Below are 16,851 nucleotides of genomic sequence, written 5' to 3' on the forward strand. Positions count from 1 at the left end.
GAACGCGAACCGGAGACCCGGCCTTACCGACCGGCCGGTCCCGGAGGGTGCGCGGGCGGCCGCTGCTCTACACCTCCTACGCCCAGGACATGGCGCTGCTCGACACCCGGGCCAAGCGGGTCTCGGCGGGCGCGCTCGTCCTGCTGGCGCTCGCGCTGTCGGCGGTGCTCAGCGACCCGGCGCTGGAGGTGCTCGCCGTCGCGTACGTGCTCGCCATCGGGGCGATCGGGCTCAACATCGTCACCGGGTACGCGGGCCAGGTCTCGCTCGGGCACGCCTTCTTCGTCGCCATCGGCGCCTACACCGCCGCCGCCCTGTCCGGGCCGCCCGGCGGCGACACCATCGGGTACGGGATCTCCGAGATCTGGATCTGGCTGCCCGCGGCCGGGCTCGTCGCCGCCGCGGCCGGGGTGCTCGTCGCGCCGCTGGCCACCCGGCTGCGCGGGCTCTACCTGGCCATCGTCACGCTCGGGCTGGTCTTCCTCGGCGAGCACGTCTTCAAGGAGTGGCAGGAGCTGACCGGCGGCGTCGGCGTCGGCCGGGAGGCGGCCGTGCCCGCGTTCCTCGGCGTCAGGCTCGACCAGGACGGCGCGCTCGGCACCCGGGAGCAGCAGCTCTACCTGCTCATGCTCGTCCTGCTCGTGGTCTTCGCGGTCGCCGCGCGCAACCTGGCCCGCTCCCGCGTCGGCCGGGCGTTCGCGGCCATCCGCGACCGCGACATCGCCGCCGCCGTCATCGGGGTGCCGCTCACCCGCTACAAGGTGCTCGCGTTCGGCGTCTCGTCCTTCTACGCGGGCTGCGCGGGCGGGCTGCTCTTCACCGTGTCCGGGTACGTCGAGCCGGGCTCGTTCAGCCTGCTGCTGTCGGTGCAGTTCATCGCGATGGTCCTGATCGGCGGCGTGGCCACCGTGTCGGGGGCGATCGCGGGCGCCCTGTTCATCTCGCTGCTGCAGCCGCTGACCCGTACGCTGCCCGCCCTGGTGCCGGTGATCAGCGGCGACACCACGCAGACGCCCAACGTGTTCCAGGTCGAGACCGTGCTCTACGGCCTGCTGATCGTGCTGTTCCTCATCTTCGAACCGCGGGGCCTGTTCGGCCTCTGGATCCGCGTACGGAATTACTGGAAAGCCTGGCCTTTCTCCTACTAGAAAGGGTCATTTCATGAAGAGTCGCTATGTGGTGGCCATCACTGCAGCAGTGGCCCTTCTGTCCGCGTGCGGCGTCTTCCGGGGGGACGACGAGGGCGGGCAGAGCGCCCAGACGACAGGAGTCACCAGTGAGCCCTGTCCCTCCGCTGTCGACAGCGCCAAGGGATGCATCTACCTCGGCTCCATCTCCGACCTGACGGCCGGGCCGTTCGCGGCGCTGGCCGTGCCGATCACCGAGGCGCAGAAGGCATTCTGGGCCCGGGTCAACAAGGCCGGCGGCATCGGCGGCACGTACGAGGTCGACGTCACCCGTTACGTCCGCGACAACAAGTACAACCCGGAGGTTCACCGGCAGGTCTACAACGAGATCAAGGACCAGGTGCTCGGCCTCGCCCAGACGCTCGGCTCGCCCACCACCGCCGCCATCATCGGCGACCTCAAGGCCAGCAGCGTCGTCTCCGCCCCGGCCTCCTGGACCTCCGCCTGGGAGTTCGAGGACGTGGTGATCGAGACCGGCGCCAACTACTGCGTCGAGGCGATGAACTCCGTCGACTACGCCATGGAGGCGTACCAGCCCAAGTCCGTGATGGCCGTGCACCTGGCCGGCGACTACGGCGCGGACGCCGCCGCCGGCGCCAAGATCGCGGCCGAGGCGCACGGGCTGGAGTTCACCGGCGTCGAGACCCCGCCGGGCGCCACCGAGCAGGGCCGCGCCATCACCGAGATCACCCGCGTCAAGCCGGACCTGGTGATCCTCACCACCGGCCCGGCCGACGCCGCCACCATCGTCGGCCAGAGCGCAGCGGCCGGATTCAAGGGCCGCTTCATCGGCACCGGCCCGACCTGGAACCCCGCCCTGCTCCAGTCGCCCGCCGCCGAGGCGCTCAAGGCCCTGTACGAGCAGTCGGCCCCCGGCAAGCCGTGGAACGCCGACACTCCCGGCCACCAGGCCATGCGCGAGGCGCTGCCCGGCGTCACCCCCAACGACGGCTACACCTCCGGCTGGGCGTGGGCGTACCCGATGAAGGCGGCGCTGGAGAAGATGGTCGCCGGCGGCGACGTCAGCCGCGCCGGCCTGCTCGCGGCCGTCAAGTCGCTCAAGACGGTCGACTACGAGGGCATGCTGCCGCCCGAGGCCGGCAACTACGCCGACGACCCCGACACCGCCACCTTCCGCCAGACGCTCATCAACAAACTCGACGAGACGGCGCCGACCGGCGTCACCGAGGTGCGGGACTTCTTCACCGGCCCCACCGCCGAGTCCTACACCTTCGACGGTCCCTGTTTCGCCAAGCTGTGATCACGCGGGGGACGCGGTCGGTTGGGTAGGGTCGGGACATGTCTCGCCGCTACCGCCGGTTCGCGTCCCTCGCCGTCATCCCCGCGTTCGCGTTCGCCGCGGCCGGCTGCGCCGAGGTCAACACCACGATCGACAGAGCCCAGGCCTGCCTGGAGGCCCCAAAGATCGTCGGTGAGCTGACGTCGCAGCTGACCCAGTTGGTCAACGACCCGCAGGCCATGGAGAAGGCGCTCGACGACACGGCCGCCAAGCTCAACGACCTTGCCGACTCGGCCGCCAACACCACCATCAAGGAAGCGTCCGACAAGCTCGCCGGCACCCTGTCCGGCCTCAACGTGCAGAACGTCAACGACGCCGTCGACGCCGCCCAGAAGGTCGGAAGCGACACGGCCGCCTACGTCAAGCAGGTCGCCGAGGCCTGCTCCGGAGGCTGAACCCCGCTTTCTCTAGGGAGAATGGTCGCGAAATAGCGTGGGGCTCATGGAGCCTGACCCGCGTTTCACCCTGGCCAACGAGCGAACCTTTCTCACCTGGCTGAGCACCGCCCTGGCGCTCAGCGCCGCCGGGGTGGCCATGGCGGCGGTGCCCTCCACGGACTTCGTCCCATGGCTGCGCACCACCCTGGCCGTCATCCTGGTCACGCTGTCGGCGCTGGCCGCCGGCATGGCCTACCCGCGCTGGCGCAACATCCAGCGCGCGCTGCGTGCCCAGGCGCCGCTCCCGCCGCCCGCGCTGGCGTCCGTGTTCGGGTACGGGGTCGCGACCGTGGCGGTGCTGGCCCTGGTGATGATCCTGCTCGCGGCCTGACCGATGGGCGACCCGCACGAGATCTGGGACCAGGGGCTGCAGAGCGAGCGCACCCGCCTGGCCTGGGTCCGCACCGCCGTCATGCTGGCCACCGGCGGCCTCGGCGCGGCCGGGCTGTCGGCGCGCGCCGGGCTGCCGCTCCCGGCGGCGGCCGCGTTCGCGCTGGCGGCGCTCTGCGGCGCCGTCCTGCTCATCCGCACCGGCACCCGCTTCCTCCGGGTGCAGGAGGCGCTGCACGGCGGCCGGCCGCTGGACCACCGGGCCGACGCGGTCTTCGCCTGGCTCGGCACGCTCGCCCTGGTCGCCGGGGCAGTGGTGTTCGTGTTGTCCATGCGGTGAGGGCGGGTTGCGGGGCCGCGGGAGGAAGGCGGACACTCGAAGAGAGGGAGGTGACCTCATGAGAGAAGAACTGCGGAAGGTCCCCTTCGAATGCCGCGCCTGCTGGCACGTGTGGGAAGAGGAATACACCGTCAGGTTCGGCGACCGGGGTGAGGTATGGCTGCGCGGAAACGTCCCTGTGCCGCCCCCGACGCCGGCCGAGAAGTGCCCGAGGTGCGGCTGCTACCAGGCGGTCCAGTTCCCCGAGGGCTACCTGGCCCACCACCCGGAGCTGATCAGGGCCACGCGGCCCGCCGGCTCCGACGCCACCCCGCTCATCAGCCCGGTGCGGAAACGCCCGCGTTGGCTTGAGACGTAACAGATGGTCATATTTGACTAACAGAGAGTGTTATAAGGGCCATCTTGCCGTGTCAATAGGCAGGGCGGACACTCGGTGCGGATGACGGTCCCTGACCCGGGGGGTGGTCCTGGTGCACGAAGGAACCGGTGGGCGCCGGTTGTGGCCGCTGGAGTGCCTGCGCTGCTGGCACGTCTGGGAGGAGGCCTACACCGTCAGGCTCGGTGACCGGGGCGAGATCTGGCTGATGGGCGGCGTGGTGGTGCAGCCGCCCTGGTCGGGCGCCTGCTGCCCGGCCTGCGGCGGGTTCGCGGTGACGTCGTTCCCCGACGGCTACCTCGCCCGCCACCCCGAGCTGCTGTCCTCGCCGGAGCCCGAGCCGGAGCGGCCGCGGGTGCCCGACCCCGATCCCGTACCGGTGGCGGCGGGCCGGACGCCGCGCCACCACCGGCTCCTGGTCGTGCTCGGGGTCCCGGCGGTGCTGGTGGCCGCGTACGAGGTGTATCGCGTCATGGCGGCCGCCAGGCCGCACTAGTCAGGGCGGCCGCCGGGCCGCACTAGGAGAGGCTCTCCAGCCACGCGCGGTGCAGGCCCGCGAAGCGGCCGTCGGCGGCCACCAGCCGGTCCGGCGGCCCGTCCTCGACGATCTCGCCGCGCTCCATGACGAGCACCCGGTCGGCGATCTCCACCGTCGACAGCCGATGGGCGATGATCAGCGCCGTGCGGTCGGCCAGGATCGTGCGCAGCGCGCGCTGCACCAGCCGCTCGCTCGGCACGTCCAGGCTGGAGGTCGCCTCGTCCAGGATGAGCACCGCCGGGTCGGCCAGGAACGCCCGCGCGAACGCCACCAGCTGCCGCTGGCCGGCCGACATGCGCCCGCCCTGCTTGCCCACGTCCGTGTGGTAGCCGTCGGGCAGCGACGCGATGAAGTCGTGCGCGCCGATCGCCTGCGCCGCCTCGCGCACCTGCCGCTCGGTCGCGCCCGGCCGGCCGAACATGATGTTGTCCAGGACCGTCCCGTTGAACAGGAAGTTCTCCTGCGTCACCATGACCACCGCCCGGCGCAGCGTGGGCTCGTCCAGCTCCTGCAGGTCGGCCCCGTCCAGCAGCACCCGCCCGGCCGTCGGGTCGTAGAAGCGGGAGATCAGCTTGGCCAGCGTGGTCTTGCCCGCCCCCGTCGAGCCGACCAGCGCCACGCTCTGCCCCGCCGGGATCGCCAGGTCCAGTCCGGGCAGGATCGGCATCGACTCCACGTACGCGAACCGTACGTCCTCGAAGCGCACCTCGCCGCGCGCCTGCGGCAGCGGGCGCGGCGCGCGCGGCTCCGGCACCGCCGGCTCCTCCTCCAGCACGCCCGACAGCTTCTCCAGCGCCGCACTGGCCGACTGCAGCGTGTTGTAGAACTGGCTGATCTCCTGCATCGGCTCGTAGAAGCCGCGCAGGTAGAGCAGGAACGCGGTGAGCACGCCCACCGTGACCTCCCCGTGGAAGGCCAGCCAGCCGCCGTAGAACAGCACGGCCGCCACCGTCAGGTTGCCGATCAGCTTGATGCCCGGCATGAACACCGCGATCAGCCTCATGCTGCGCGCGTTGGCCTGGCGGTAGTCGTCGTTCAGCCGCTCGAAGATCTCCTGGTTGCGCGGCTCGCGGCGGAACGCCTGCACCGCCCGCATGCCGGTCATCGACTCGACGAAGTGCACGATGACCAGCGCCACCGTCTCCCTGGTGCGCCGGTAGACGATCGCGGACTGCCGGCGGAACCACCGGGTGAACAGCAGCAGGATCGGCAGCGGCACCAGCGCGACCAGCCCCAGCTCCACGTCCAGCACGAGCAGCAGCACGGCGGTGCCGGCCATCGTCAGCACCGCCGTGACCAGCCCGTCGAAGCCGGCCTGCAGCAGCTCGGCGATCGCCTCGATGTCCGAGGTGAGCCGCGAGATGACCCGGCCCGAGGTGTACTTCTCGTGGAAGCTCAGCGACAGCCGCTGGAAGTGGTCGAACACCCGCCTGCGCAGCTCCAGCAGGATCTGGTGACCGATCCGGCCGGACATCTTGAGGAACGCCTGCCGGGTGAGCGCCTGCGCGGCGGCCGCCGCCAGGATCACGCCCACCACCGTCAGCAGCGTGCCCGTGCCCTCGCCGCGCAGCATCGGCGGGATGCCCGCGTCGATGCCCACCTTCACCAGGTAGGGGATGGCCAGCCCGGCCCCGCTGGAGGCGATGATGACCGCGGTGAGCACCATGATGCCCTTGCGGTGCGGGGCCAGCAGGTCGCCCAGCAGCCTGCGCGAACGGGCCCGCAGCAGGCCGCTCACCTTGTCCGGCAGCTCGTCCTGGTCCTCGGAGGCGACCCCGCGCCAGCCGGTCGTGGCGGATGTCAACGCAAGGCTCCTTCCGACGGGTCCAGATCGGCGTCCTGGGCCAGGAGCTGCCGGTATTCGGGCACCTCGGCCAGCAGGTCGTGGTGGCGGCCGACGTGCGTGATCGTGCCGCCCGCGAGCAGCGCCACCTTGTCCGCCAGCAGCACGGTGGAGGCCCGGTGCGCCACCACGATGCCGGTCGCCTCGCGCAGCACCTCCCGCAGCGCCGCCTCCACCAGCGCCTCGGTCTCCACGTCCAGCGCCGAGAGGGTGTCGTCGAGCACCAGGATCCTCGGTCTGCTCAGCACCGCCCTGGCCAGGGCCAGCCGCTGCCGCTGGCCGCCGGACAACGACATGCCCTGCTCGCCGATCCGGGTGTCCAGACCCCACGGCAGGTCGTACACGAACATCGCCTGCGCGGTGCGGATCGCGTCGTCGACCTCCTCCTCGGTCGCGTCCAGGCGGCCCATCGTCAGGTTCTCGCGCACGCTCATGGAGAACAGCGTCGGCTCCTCGAACGCGGTCGCCACGATGGAGCGCAACTCGGGCAGCTCCAGGTCGCGCACGTCGTGACCGTCGATCGTGACCCGGCCCCCGGTGACGTCGAGAAGCCTCGGCACCAGCGCGGTCAGCGTGGTCTTGCCCGAGCCGGTGGCGCCCACGACCGCGACCGTCTCACCCGGCCGCACCTCCAGCCACAGGTCGTGCAGGACCGGCCGGTCGGCGCCGGGGAAGCGGAACTCCACCCCCTCGAACCGCAGGTGACCGCGGGGCCGCTCGATCCGCCCCCGGCCGCCGGTGATCTCCGGGACCGTGTCCAGGACCTCCAGGACCCGGTCGGCGGCGGTCATCGCCTCCTGCGCCATGGCCAGGATGTAGCCGAGGCTGGCGATCGGCCACACCAGCTGCAGCACCAGCGTGGTGAACGCGAACAACGCGCCCAGCGTCAGCGAGCCCTGCCCCACGGCCAGCGCGCCGAGCAGCAGCACCATCGCCAGCGTGACGTTCGGGATCACCTCCAGGAAGGTGAAGAACCGCGCCGACAGCCGCACCTTCTCCATCGACGTCCCGTACAGCCTGCGCGCCGCCTCGTCGTAGCGCTCGAAGACGTGGTGACGGCGGCCGAACGCCTTGATCGTACGGATGCCGATGGCCGACTCCTCGACCAGCGTCGCCAGGTCGCCCTGCTCGTCCTGAACCTGCCGGGAGATGCGGATGTAGCGCTTCTCGAACCGCATCGACAGCAGGACGATCGGCACCGCAGAGACGGCCACCAGCACGCCCAGCGGCCAGTACATGTTGAGCAGCAGCACGGTCACCGTGATCAGCTGCAGGATGTTCATGACCAGGAAGAGCATGCCGAAGCCGAGGAACCTGCGGATCGTCGACAGGTCCGTGGTGGCCCGCGACAGCAACTGGCCCGACTGCCACTCGCCGTGGAACCTCATCGGCAGCCGCTGCAGCTGTGCGTACAGGTCGTCGCGGATGCGCGTCTCGAGCCCCAGCACCGGGCCGATCTGCGCCCACCGGCGCAGGAAGATGAGAAGCGCTTCGAGGACGCCGAGACCGAGCGCCAGCGACCCGAGCAGCAGCAGCGCCCGGCTGTCGCCGTCGCGCACCGGCCCGTCGACGACCCGCTCGCCGACCAGGGGCAGCGCGATGCTGGCACTGATGCCGACGATCGCGGCCAGCCAGATGAAGACGAGCTTTCCGACATACGGGCGGAGATAGCGCCGTAACCGCCATAGAGAGATGTTTTCGAGCAGGGGACGACGAGGAGCGCGCGTATCAGGAGGCATCCTTCTAAGGCTAGTACCGCCCCTCAACCCATTTTCGGACGTGGCATGGTGGATCTCATGAACGAGACAGACCTTCGTCACCTGCGCAGATGCGTCGAACTCGCCGCCGAGGCCCTCGCCTCGGGCGACGAGCCCTTCGGATCCGTGCTGGTGAGCGCGGACGGCACGGTCCTGGGCGAGGACCACAACCACGTGGTCGCGACCGGCGACCACACCCGCCACCCGGAGTTCGAACTCGCCCGCTGGGCCGCCGCCAACCTGAGCCCGCAGGAGCGGGCGGCGGCCACCATGTACACGTCGGGGGAGCACTGCCCGATGTGCGCGGCGGCGCATGGGTGGGTGGGGCTCGGACGGATCGTGTACGCGTCGTCGTCGGAGCAGTTGTCGGCGTGGCTGGGGGAGATGGGGGTGGCTCCGGCGCCGGTGCGGGGGCTGGCGATCCGGGAGGTGGTGCCGGGGGCTTCGGTGGAGGGGCCGGCGGGGGAGCTGGCAGACGAGATCAGGGATCTTCACCGGCGGTTCCACGGAAAAGGGTGAGACGGTAATGGCGGTTGAGTTCTGGCATTTATGGTTACCCAAATAACTCCTCCCCATCGGGGAGCGCCTCGGTTAGCATCAGGAATCACTTCCTTGTCCGGCGGGTGCGGGGTGTTCCAAGGGTGATTGACCAAGGGGAAGACCCCGCACGAGAGTGGCCAGGCACTCTGGACATCCCGGAAATGCTCCGAAACGGGTGGAGTCCGCACCCCTTCCGTCAATTTCTTCTTAAAGTACACAGCCGCTGCAACCTCGCCTGCGACTACTGCTACGTCTACACGCTCGCCGACCAGAGCTGGCGATCCAGGCCCATGATCATGGCCCCCGAACTGGTGGACACGGTCGCACAGCGGATCGCGGAGCACGCGCGGGACCACGCGCTCGACTCCGTGCGACTGATCCTGCACGGCGGCGAGCCCCTGCTGGCGGGTGCCGACTACCTACGGCAGGCTGTCCGGCTCGTCCGGGAAAATGCTGGTCTCGAGGTGCGGGTCGACGCCGTCGTCCAGACCAACGGCGTGCTTCTGGACAAGGACGTACTGCGGGCCTTCGCGGAAGAGGGCATCCAGGTGGGGGTGAGCCTGGACGGCACCTCTGACGGCAACGACCGGAACCGCCGCTATGCGGACGGCCGCAGCAGCTATCCGGCAGTCGCGGAAGCGCTCACCCTCCTGGTGGAGCCGGAATTCCGCCACCTTTACAACGGCCTGCTGTGCACGGTCGATCTGGCGAATGACCCGGTGGCCACGTACGAAGCCTTGCTGCACTTCCAGCCGCCGGTGATCGACTTCCTCCTCCCGCACGGCACCTGGGACGTGCCGCCTCCGGGCCGTGTGCCCGACCCCGGTGCGACGCCCTACGGAGACTGGCTCGTGGCGGCCTTCGACCGCTGGTACGGAGCCAGTGGGGAGACCGTCGTCCGGCTCTTCCAGGAGATCATCCATCTGCTCCTCGGCCGCGCATCCGCCAGCGAGTCCGTAGGCCTCACTCCGTCCACCCTGGTGGTGATCGAGACCGACGGGACGATGGAGCAGACGGACTCATTGAAGGCCGTCGGGCACGGAGCGCCGGCGACCGGGCTGAACATCGTCGACCACTCATTCGACCGCGCGCTCCAGCACCCAGGCGTGGTGGCCCGGCAACTGGCCTTCGAAGGACTCAGCGACACGTGCAAGGAGTGCGTCTACAGCAGGGTCTGCGGGGCCGGCCTCTACACGCACCGCTACCGCCGGGGCACCGGATTCCTGAACCCGTCCGTCTACTGCCCCGACCTGTATCAGCTGATCGGCCACATCCGCCAACGGCTTGTTGCCGATCTTCGCAGAGCCCGGCTTCCGAAGGGACCCCCATGAACCCACGAGTTCACCGGTTGCCCGATGACATCCTCGCCCGGCTGGCGTCCGGTGGCGGCGGCGCGGAGGCCGCCCGCCAGCTTGTGGCGGCCGAGCGCAGCAAGCACCGGCTGCTCGTGTTGGGCGTCGTCCGGCTCGCGGGCTCCCATCCGGCCGTGGGGCGGGCGTACGACCTGCTCGCCGAGGTCGAGAAGCACGCGCCGCGAGCCGTGGAGAGTGTGATCGCTCATCCGGCGGTCGGAGCGTGGGCGTCGCACGTCATCCGGTCGCGTGAAACCGCGGACTTCTCCGGCAGTGTCCAACTCGGTGCGCTGGCGGCGGTAGCCGCGATCAGGGCATGCCGTCCGGTGCGCGTCGAGGTACCCGCGCCGGACGGCCGGATCATGCTGCCGTCGCTGGGTGAGATCGTGATCCCGGGGAAGGCCGACCTGGTAGACCTGCACCTGCATGCCGACGGGACGGTCGAGGTGGGTGGGCGGCGGGTGAACGTCCACGATGACGAGGGGCAGTTCTGGCGGCCGTTGCGGCGCATCGGCGTGGGCGGCTTCAGCCTATGGGTGGACGACCTGGACCCCTTCCGGTGGTCCCCCGACAACGTGCCCGACGACAGACTGTCCACGGCCGAACTGGACATCTGGCGCGAATATCTCCAGGTCTCATGGCAAGTGCTGAAAGCGCGGCATTGGACGCTCGCCGATGAGACCGCCGAAATCGTCTCCGTGCTGACACCCATTACCGGTCCGGAATACCGCATGAACAGTGCTACGGCCCGGGACAGATTCGGTGCCATCGGTATGTCGACTCCTCATGAGTGGCGATGGCTCGCTTACACGTTCGCGCACGAGGTCCAGCACGCGAAGCTCGGCGCGGTGCTGGACATCCTGGAGTTGCTGGAGCCGGACGACGGCGGATACTACGCGCCCTGGCGTCCCGACCCCCGGCCGCTGGCAGGCTTGCTGCAGGGCGTATACGCGCACGTGGGAGTCGCGGGTTTCTGGCGCCGTGAGCGTGCCCACGATACGGACCAGCAGGCGCACGTCGAGTTCGCGCACTGGCGGCAGGCCGCGTACGAGGCGACGGGAACGCTGCTCGACAGCGGTCGGCTGACTGCTCCCGGCGAGCGGTTCGTGACCGCCATGCGGAGCACGCTGGCGGACTGGATGGCCGAGAGCGTGCCGCGAACTGCCCTGGCCGCCGCGGACGAGCGGGCGGCAGCGCACCGGGAAGCATGGCTGGCGCGTAACACGTGATTCCCGCGTCAGAGGCTGATGGGGTCACAGTCCCATCTGAAGCGTCTCCACTTCGAGGCGTGGACCCTTTCCGGGTGCTCGGGGGTGTATCTCTCGTAGCCTCGCATCGCGTCCTCGTACAGTGCCTGCGCCTGTTCCGGCTTCCCGTCGGCATGCAGGTCGAGTGCGAGATTCACGGTTGCCGAAAGGGACAGTAGGTTGTCGGGCCCGAAGAACTCGCGCACCTGCTCCAGGACGACCTCGCCCCGTTTGCGGGCTTCGGCGATGCCGCCGAGCGCCGCTATGTCGCTGGTCAGGTTGAGGGCGGCGCCGAAGACGTAAGCGTGCTTGGGCCCCAGCCTGTCTCGCAGCCCGTCATGGGCCCTCTGGTCAAGCTTTCGCGCCTCCTCGGCGTCTCCACGGAGGTTGAAGAGCGAGGCGCGGTCCATCAAGCAGCCGTAGGTGAACGGATGTTCATCGCCGAAGATGGAACGGTAGCGCTCGAGGGCCTGTCGCGTCATGGCCATCGTCTCTTCGGAGCGGCCGGCTTGTCGCAAGATGTTGCCGAACGCTACCTGCGTTGCCACGGTCTCCGGGTAGTCCGGACCGAAGATCTTGTTCAATCTGGTGTACGTCTCTTCGATGAGTTCCAGAGCTCCATCGATGTCCCCACGCCGACGGCGGGCGATGGACAGATCACGGGCGGTCACGAGCGTGAGCGGATGTTCGACGCCCAGCTCACTCTGCCCATGGGCGTATGCTTCCTCTCCCACGTCGCACGCCTGGTCGTGATCGCCGTACAACCTGACCGTGCGCGCCAGGCCGTTCCACGAGGCCTGCAGGTCCCACTTGCTGACCCCGGACTTGGCGCTGCTCTGTTCCATGTAGACCAGTTGCGCGAGATCGAGCGCGGAGTCGAACTGGCTGAGCAGGAGGTGGTCGAGCGCCAGGTTGTTGAGCACACGCAGGGTGGCGGGGACGACCCTGCCGAAGACCTCCTCGTGCAGCTTCAGCGACTCAGTGTCCTGCTGGAACGCCTCCCGGAACATCCCCCTGGCACGGAGGTTCGCGGCAATGGTCAGCCTGATGCGCAGCGTCTCTTCGTTCTTCTCACCGAAGACCTCGCGCATGTAGTCGAAGGTCTCCTCGTTGAGCGCGCGCGACTCGTCGAAGGCGCCGGCCTGCCACATGACGTTCCCCAGGTGCCGCCGCAGCCGAAGGACGTTCTCGTCCTTCTCGTTCTCCTCGGACATGCCCGTCCAGTGAACGAGAAAATCCTCAGCGTACTTTCGCGCCGAGGAGTAGTTCGCGACCCGGAAGAGGTAGCGGGTGATGTCGATGGCGAACCGTTGCACCCCGTGGTCGGCGCACTCGACGACGCCCGCGGGGCGCAGATGGGGGATCAGGTCGGCGTAGTCGGGCCAGTTGGCGGTGTCCTCCGGGTCGCCGGGGGAGCCGCCCGCGAGCAGGAGGTGCACCTCGTGCTTGTACTCTTCGCGCTTGTCCGGTTCCACGGAATCACGCAGCAGGGCCTGGACCAGTCGGTGCACCTGTACGGTGCCAGCATCCTTTTCGATCTTCACCAAGGCGAACCGGTTGAGCTCCCCGAACGCCTGGGCCATCAGGATGGGTTTCGCCAGGATGGGGGCCATCAGCTTGACGCCGCTCTTGCTTCCCCGGCGGAAGACGGCGCGTGGAATCGGGTCCGGCCCGAAGAAAGCCAGACAGCGCAGCATCGTCGCGGCTTCGGGGAGCCGGTTCTCGATCTCGTTCACCGAAAGTTGCCAGGCGGCCGTCATCGACAGCGGATACTCGGTCGATTTGCCGAGGTTCAGTAGGTCGCTGGCCTGCAGGGCGAGCTGTTCGACGTACTCCTCGGTCGACATGCCGGTCATGACCTGGAGGGCGGCCGCCTGCTCCAGCGCCAGAGGCAGGTCGCCGAGCTCGCCCGCCAGGTGCTCCGCCTCCTTCTGCGGCACCTCCTTGCGCAGGCGCTTGCGGAGGAACGCGACGCTCTCCTCCGTGGAGAAGACGTCCACGGGCACCGTCTCGGCCACGCCGCTCCACCGGCTGTTGCGTGAGGTGATCAGCACGTGTCCCGGGCCGCCCTCCGGGATGAACTCGCGGATCTCTTCGGGCTCGTCCGCGTTGTCGAAGATGAGCAACCACCGCTCGACCGGATCGCCGCGCTGCAGCGCGTCACGGACGGACGCGGCGGCCTCCTCGATGCCGACGCTGTTCGCCGGACGCAGCTTGAGATCCTCGGCGAGGGTCGCGAGCGTGCTCGGCACGAGCATCGGCTGGTCTGCCGGCACCCACCAGACCAGGTCGTAGGAACCGCGATAGCGCCACGCGTATTCGATCGCCAGCTGGGTCTTCCCGACCCCGCCCAGCCCTTGCAGCGCCTGAGGCACGACAGCCGCTTTGGTGGTGGAGATGATGCTCGCCCGCAATTGATCGAGCAAATTCTCCCTGCCGGTGAAGTGCTTGTTGCGACCCGGGATCCTCTTGCCCCAGATCGCCGGCATCTGGAACGGTTCCTGTGGAGCGGCCTGCTGATCCATGAACCAATCGCCTCCTGTCTGCTTGATTTTCCCTCCTGTGATTGATTTTGGCGATGGATGGCCGGAGACTCTGTGTGAAGAACCGCTACGGTTAAGCATTTCAGGTGTTACGGGCGACCGTAACGGGCCAGGGGGAGAGCATGAGCGATATGTCCACGACTGGGCTGATTGATGTGGGTGAAGTCGATCTGGAAGCGCTCAAGAGTCTTGACATCTCGGCTCTGAGCAGGGTGTGGGAGCGATTGGCCGAGGGAAGCGGCGTTGTTGCCAGCTTCCAATCCGCGGTCTGACTCAGTCGTCTCCGGGCGAGCTCCCACATAGGGCATGCCTGGATACCTTATGCCGGATAGATATGTCATGTATTTCCGGCTGACCATGGGACCCGCTGCTCCGAATCTCTAGAATTGATTACGCCCCGCCACCATGCGATGTCGACTATGGATAGTTGGTAGGGGGCGTGGTGATCAGTGTTGGGGAGGGTGGCGCAGATGGATCTGGCGGCGGTGGCAGGTGAGGTAGCTCTCATCGCAGGTGGGGCGGCTGTTGAGGGACTCGCGCAAGATGTGACCAAGAGCCTGGTGGAGAGAATCCGGGAGCGTATTCGCAGCGTTTTCGGAGGAGATCCACGATCCGTGGATGCTCTGGAACAGGCTATGGCGACGCCTGAGAACCAGGACGCGATCAACGAACTTGCCAGGGCGCTGTGCTGGTATGCCGAGCGCGACCCGAGGTTCGCCGAAGAACTGGCTGAATGGGAACCCTACAAGGCTTCTGTGGGGACGGCGGTGCAAGCTTCTCCAGGGACGGTAGTGCAAAACGGGGATGCCCGCCGGGACCTGTTCATGGCGGCTGGCAATATGACCGTGGATCAGTCTAAGGCGAAGTCGTCGCCAGATGGCTGACGAGCCTCTCCCTCAAGCCGGGACGCGCCAAAACACCACTGCACAGAGGGACGGCTTCAACGCCGGCCGTAATCTGAACATCAACAACTATTACTCTCCCGGGAAGAGCGCACCGGGCGCAACGCGAGCGCACGGAGTGTTGTTCCCTCCGCTGGGACGCCTGCCGAAGCGAGTACGAGGCCGCGAACCTCTGCTGGAGCAGCTGCGGGTGTTGCTGGCGGGGCCGGACGGCCGAGTGCATGTGCTGGCGGGCTTGGGAGGCACGGGCAAATCCACCGTGGCCCTGCAACTGGCCGAACTGGCGGTACAGGACGGGCGTCCGGTCTGGTGGGCCTCGGCGGTGGACGCGGCGAACCTGTCCGGCTCGCTGCTGGTTCTGGCGCGGGCGTTGGGAGCGGACGACTGGCAGGTCGATGAGGCCAGAACCGGCCGCCAGCCTGCATGCGACGTGCTGTGGCAGGTGCTGGAGGCCCATCGAGACTGGCTGCTCGTGATCGATGACGCTGATGACGTCGCGAAGTTGGAGACGGCCGGCCGCACGGTGGGGGATGGCAACGGGTGGCTACGCGGGTCGAGATCCGGGCTGGTTCTGGTCAGCACACGCGACGGTGATCCGCGGCACTGGGGACACGGGTCCGAACTTCACCTTGTGGGGTGTCTGAGCAAGAAGCACGGCGGCCAGGTGCTGGTGGACCTGGCTCCTGGGGCCGGTGACATCACCGAGGCCGAGGCTCTGGCCGAACGGCTGGCAGGCCTGGTCCTTGCGTTGCACCATGCCGGGTCACAATTGGCGTCTCCTTTCGCTCAGCAGCAATCCTTCGCTGATTACCGACAGGTCCTGGAGTCCGAGGGGACTGCCGTACTGGGCGGTACGGCAGGTGAGGTGGACGATCGGGTCGTGGTGGGCCGGACATGGGAACTGTCGCTGGCTCAACTGGAGACGGCGGGAGTGGGGCAGGCGCGAGGTCTGCTGGGGGTGCTGGCTTGGTTCGCGCCCGCCGTTCCCATACCGGTGAGTGGGCTGGATCATGCCATCCTCGGCAGGGCCTGCGGCAGTCCTGATCGCGCCGGGGTTGTCGCGGGGCTGGAAGCATTGCTCTCGGTGGGGCTGATCCAGGCACCGTTGCTGACAGCGGACGGTGCGACGGCGGAGGGGGTCGCCGATGTGATGGTCAACCCTCTGGTCGCCGAGACGGTTCGCGAGCGTCTCGATTATGTGGAGACCGACCGTACTGCTTCCGCTGCCACGGAACTGCTGGTGCACGCGACCGCAGACCTGCAGGCGGACGGGCCTGCACGTCGGCCGGCATGGCAGAAGTGGTCGGCCCATCTTGAGGAAATGCTGGACGTGGCCGGACCGCAAGTGCGTGGACCCGTACTCGAGAACCTGATGAGCACCGCGTACGTCGCGGCGACGATGCTGCTGTGGGCCGGTTTGTACGAAGCCTCGGTGAAAATAACGGAGGCCGCGATAAAACATCTGCCCAGCCTCGCCGCCGATCACCCTGTCGCCCGGTCCCTGCGGCGGATACAGGCGGGTGCGTATCAGTATGTCGACAGGAAGTCCGAGGCCGAACACATCTACCACGAGTTGTTGTCCACGGTGCCGGACGGCGACACGGAACTATTGGATATCCGGGCTGACCACGCGCGCTTCGTGGCAGAGGAGAAGGGGTCCGCCGAGGCCGAACACCTCCTTCGCGCGTTGCTGCGCGATCAGGAAACTGAATTGGGTGTTGATGACGAGCGTACGCTGGCCACCCGTTACGAGATCGCGCGGACTGTAGCGGGACGGGGAGATCTAGCCGAGGCCGAGAATCTCCTCCGGGCGGTGCTCCGAGATCAGGAAACGAGTTTAGGCGCCGACTATCAGGCAACCCTTGCCACGCGATATGAGCTCGCCTGGGTGCTGGCGAAGCGGGGCGACCGGACCGGGGCCGAGCACACCTTCCGACAGCTCCTTACGCAACAAACAAAAGAGCTGGGCAGTGACCACCCGCACACCCAGCTGACGCTTCGTTCGCTGTCGAGTTTGAACGGCGAAAACAGCGTTTAGCGCTGTTGTGCTGGTGATGGCGGCAAGACGAGGAGAACATGTAAGGGCTGCCCGCGTGGGGAAGCGACTGCCATCCCCGCTTTACGGATGGCCGTATTCGAGATGTAAGGATCACCAGGGA

16 protein-coding genes are annotated in these 16,851 nt (G+C 68.2%); 13 read left to right on the forward strand and 3 right to left on the reverse strand.

Annotated elements, in window-relative coordinates:
* The 7 genes from KME79_RS17470 to KME79_RS17500 all read left to right on the forward strand — a co-directional run.
* The coding region (locus tag KME79_RS17470; protein ID WP_219545340.1) for a branched-chain amino acid ABC transporter permease at window positions 1–1,148 on the forward strand (1,148 nt) is incomplete at its 5' end.
* A 13-nt stretch (window positions 1,149–1,161) separates the two neighbouring features.
* Complete coding sequence (locus KME79_RS17475; RefSeq protein ID WP_219545341.1) at window positions 1,162–2,448, forward strand: ABC transporter substrate-binding protein; 1,287 nt, start codon at window positions 1,162–1,164, stop codon at window positions 2,446–2,448.
* A gap of 38 nt (window positions 2,449–2,486) precedes the next feature.
* A complete protein-coding gene (locus KME79_RS17480; protein ID WP_219545342.1) occupies window positions 2,487–2,882 on the forward strand; it encodes a DUF8711 family protein in 396 nt (131 codons plus the stop codon).
* A 46-nt stretch (window positions 2,883–2,928) separates the two neighbouring features.
* Window positions 2,929–3,255: a YidH family protein gene (locus tag KME79_RS17485; protein WP_148030494.1), complete on the forward strand. Its 327-nt coding sequence runs from the start codon at window positions 2,929–2,931 to the stop codon at window positions 3,253–3,255.
* A gap of 3 nt (window positions 3,256–3,258) precedes the next feature.
* Window positions 3,259–3,594 (forward strand): DUF202 domain-containing protein, encoded by a 336-nt coding sequence (locus tag KME79_RS17490; RefSeq protein ID WP_219545343.1) that lies wholly within the window; start codon window positions 3,259–3,261, stop codon window positions 3,592–3,594.
* Window positions 3,595–3,652: 58 nt separating this feature from the next.
* Complete coding sequence (locus KME79_RS17495) at window positions 3,653–3,952, forward strand: hypothetical protein (RefSeq protein WP_219545344.1); 300 nt, start codon at window positions 3,653–3,655, stop codon at window positions 3,950–3,952.
* A 112-nt stretch (window positions 3,953–4,064) separates the two neighbouring features.
* Entirely contained in the window at window positions 4,065–4,466 is a 402-nt protein-coding gene (locus tag KME79_RS17500; RefSeq protein WP_148030497.1) for a hypothetical protein, read from the forward strand.
* A gap of 22 nt (window positions 4,467–4,488) precedes the next feature.
* Here the strand turns inward: KME79_RS17500 and KME79_RS17505 are convergent, their stop codons facing one another.
* Complete coding sequence (locus tag KME79_RS17505; protein ID WP_219545345.1) at window positions 4,489–6,312, reverse strand: ABC transporter ATP-binding protein; 1,824 nt, start codon at window positions 6,310–6,312, stop codon at window positions 4,489–4,491.
* Window positions 6,309–8,090 carry an ABC transporter ATP-binding protein gene (locus KME79_RS17510; RefSeq protein WP_219545346.1) on the reverse strand — a complete coding sequence of 594 codons (1,782 nt, stop codon included), beginning with the start codon at window positions 8,088–8,090 and terminating at the stop codon, window positions 6,309–6,311. The genes KME79_RS17505 and KME79_RS17510 overlap by 4 nt, the downstream gene beginning before the upstream one ends.
* Window positions 8,091–8,147: 57 nt before the next feature.
* Between KME79_RS17510 and KME79_RS17515 the strand changes: the two genes are divergently transcribed.
* The 3 genes from KME79_RS17515 (at window position 8,148) to KME79_RS17525 (ending at window position 11,229) form a co-directional block, all read left to right on the forward strand.
* Entirely contained in the window at window positions 8,148–8,627 is a 480-nt protein-coding gene (locus tag KME79_RS17515) for a nucleoside deaminase (protein WP_219545347.1), read from the forward strand.
* A 182-nt stretch (window positions 8,628–8,809) separates the two neighbouring features.
* Window positions 8,810–9,979 (forward strand): FxsB family cyclophane-forming radical SAM/SPASM peptide maturase, encoded by a 1,170-nt coding sequence (locus tag KME79_RS17520; protein WP_219545438.1) that lies wholly within the window; start codon window positions 8,810–8,812, stop codon window positions 9,977–9,979.
* A complete protein-coding gene (locus tag KME79_RS17525) occupies window positions 9,976–11,229 on the forward strand; it encodes an HEXXH motif domain-containing protein (protein WP_219545348.1) in 1,254 nt (417 codons plus the stop codon). The genes KME79_RS17520 and KME79_RS17525 overlap by 4 nt, the downstream gene beginning before the upstream one ends.
* 8 nt (window positions 11,230–11,237) lie before the next feature.
* Here the strand turns inward: KME79_RS17525 and fxsT are convergent, their stop codons facing one another.
* Window positions 11,238–13,772 carry an FxSxx-COOH system tetratricopeptide repeat protein gene (gene fxsT / locus KME79_RS17530; RefSeq protein ID WP_219545349.1) on the reverse strand — a complete coding sequence of 845 codons (2,535 nt, stop codon included), beginning with the start codon at window positions 13,770–13,772 and terminating at the stop codon, window positions 11,238–11,240.
* Between the two features lie 149 nt (window positions 13,773–13,921).
* Between fxsT and KME79_RS47730 the strand changes: the two genes are divergently transcribed.
* The 3 genes from KME79_RS47730 (at window position 13,922) to KME79_RS17540 (ending at window position 16,730) form a co-directional block, all read left to right on the forward strand.
* Window positions 13,922–14,062, forward strand: coding sequence for an FxSxx-COOH-like cyclophane-containing RiPP peptide (locus KME79_RS47730; RefSeq protein ID WP_504739479.1), 141 nt, complete (start codon window positions 13,922–13,924; stop codon window positions 14,060–14,062).
* Window positions 14,063–14,260: 198 nt separating this feature from the next.
* Window positions 14,261–14,674 carry a hypothetical protein gene (locus KME79_RS17535; protein ID WP_219545350.1) on the forward strand — a complete coding sequence of 138 codons (414 nt, stop codon included), beginning with the start codon at window positions 14,261–14,263 and terminating at the stop codon, window positions 14,672–14,674.
* Complete coding sequence (locus KME79_RS17540) at window positions 14,667–16,730, forward strand: tetratricopeptide repeat protein (RefSeq protein WP_219545351.1); 2,064 nt, start codon at window positions 14,667–14,669, stop codon at window positions 16,728–16,730. Before KME79_RS17535 ends, KME79_RS17540 begins: the two co-directional genes overlap by 8 nt.
* Window positions 16,731–16,851 lie beyond the last annotated feature (121 nt).

Origin of the sequence: Nonomuraea harbinensis (genome assembly GCF_019396385.1) — a bacterium.
Taxonomy (GTDB): Bacteria; Actinomycetota; Actinomycetes; order Streptosporangiales; family Streptosporangiaceae; genus Nonomuraea; species Nonomuraea ferruginea.

Coding starts and splice junctions, on each gene's coding strand:
- KME79_RS17475 (WP_219545341.1), top strand. CDS start 1,162: ATGAAGAGTCGCTATGTGGTGGCCATCACTGCAGCAGTGGCCCTTCTG.
- KME79_RS17480 (WP_219545342.1), top strand. CDS start 2,487: ATGTCTCGCCGCTACCGCCGGTTCGCGTCCCTCGCCGTCATCCCCGCG.
- KME79_RS17485 (WP_148030494.1), top strand. CDS start 2,929: ATGGAGCCTGACCCGCGTTTCACCCTGGCCAACGAGCGAACCTTTCTC.
- KME79_RS17490 (WP_219545343.1), top strand. CDS start 3,259: ATGGGCGACCCGCACGAGATCTGGGACCAGGGGCTGCAGAGCGAGCGC.
- KME79_RS17495 (WP_219545344.1), top strand. CDS start 3,653: ATGAGAGAAGAACTGCGGAAGGTCCCCTTCGAATGCCGCGCCTGCTGG.
- KME79_RS17510 (WP_219545346.1), bottom strand. CDS start 8,090: ATGCCTCCTGATACGCGCGCTCCTCGTCGTCCCCTGCTCGAAAACATC.
- KME79_RS17515 (WP_219545347.1), top strand. CDS start 8,148: ATGAACGAGACAGACCTTCGTCACCTGCGCAGATGCGTCGAACTCGCC.
- KME79_RS17520 (WP_219545438.1), top strand. CDS start 8,810: ATGCTCCGAAACGGGTGGAGTCCGCACCCCTTCCGTCAATTTCTTCTT.
- KME79_RS17525 (WP_219545348.1), top strand. CDS start 9,976: ATGAACCCACGAGTTCACCGGTTGCCCGATGACATCCTCGCCCGGCTG.
- fxsT (WP_219545349.1), bottom strand. CDS start 13,772: ATGGATCAGCAGGCCGCTCCACAGGAACCGTTCCAGATGCCGGCGATC.
- KME79_RS47730 (WP_504739479.1), top strand. CDS start 13,922: ATGTCCACGACTGGGCTGATTGATGTGGGTGAAGTCGATCTGGAAGCG.
- KME79_RS17535 (WP_219545350.1), top strand. CDS start 14,261: ATGGATCTGGCGGCGGTGGCAGGTGAGGTAGCTCTCATCGCAGGTGGG.
- KME79_RS17540 (WP_219545351.1), top strand. CDS start 14,667: ATGGCTGACGAGCCTCTCCCTCAAGCCGGGACGCGCCAAAACACCACT.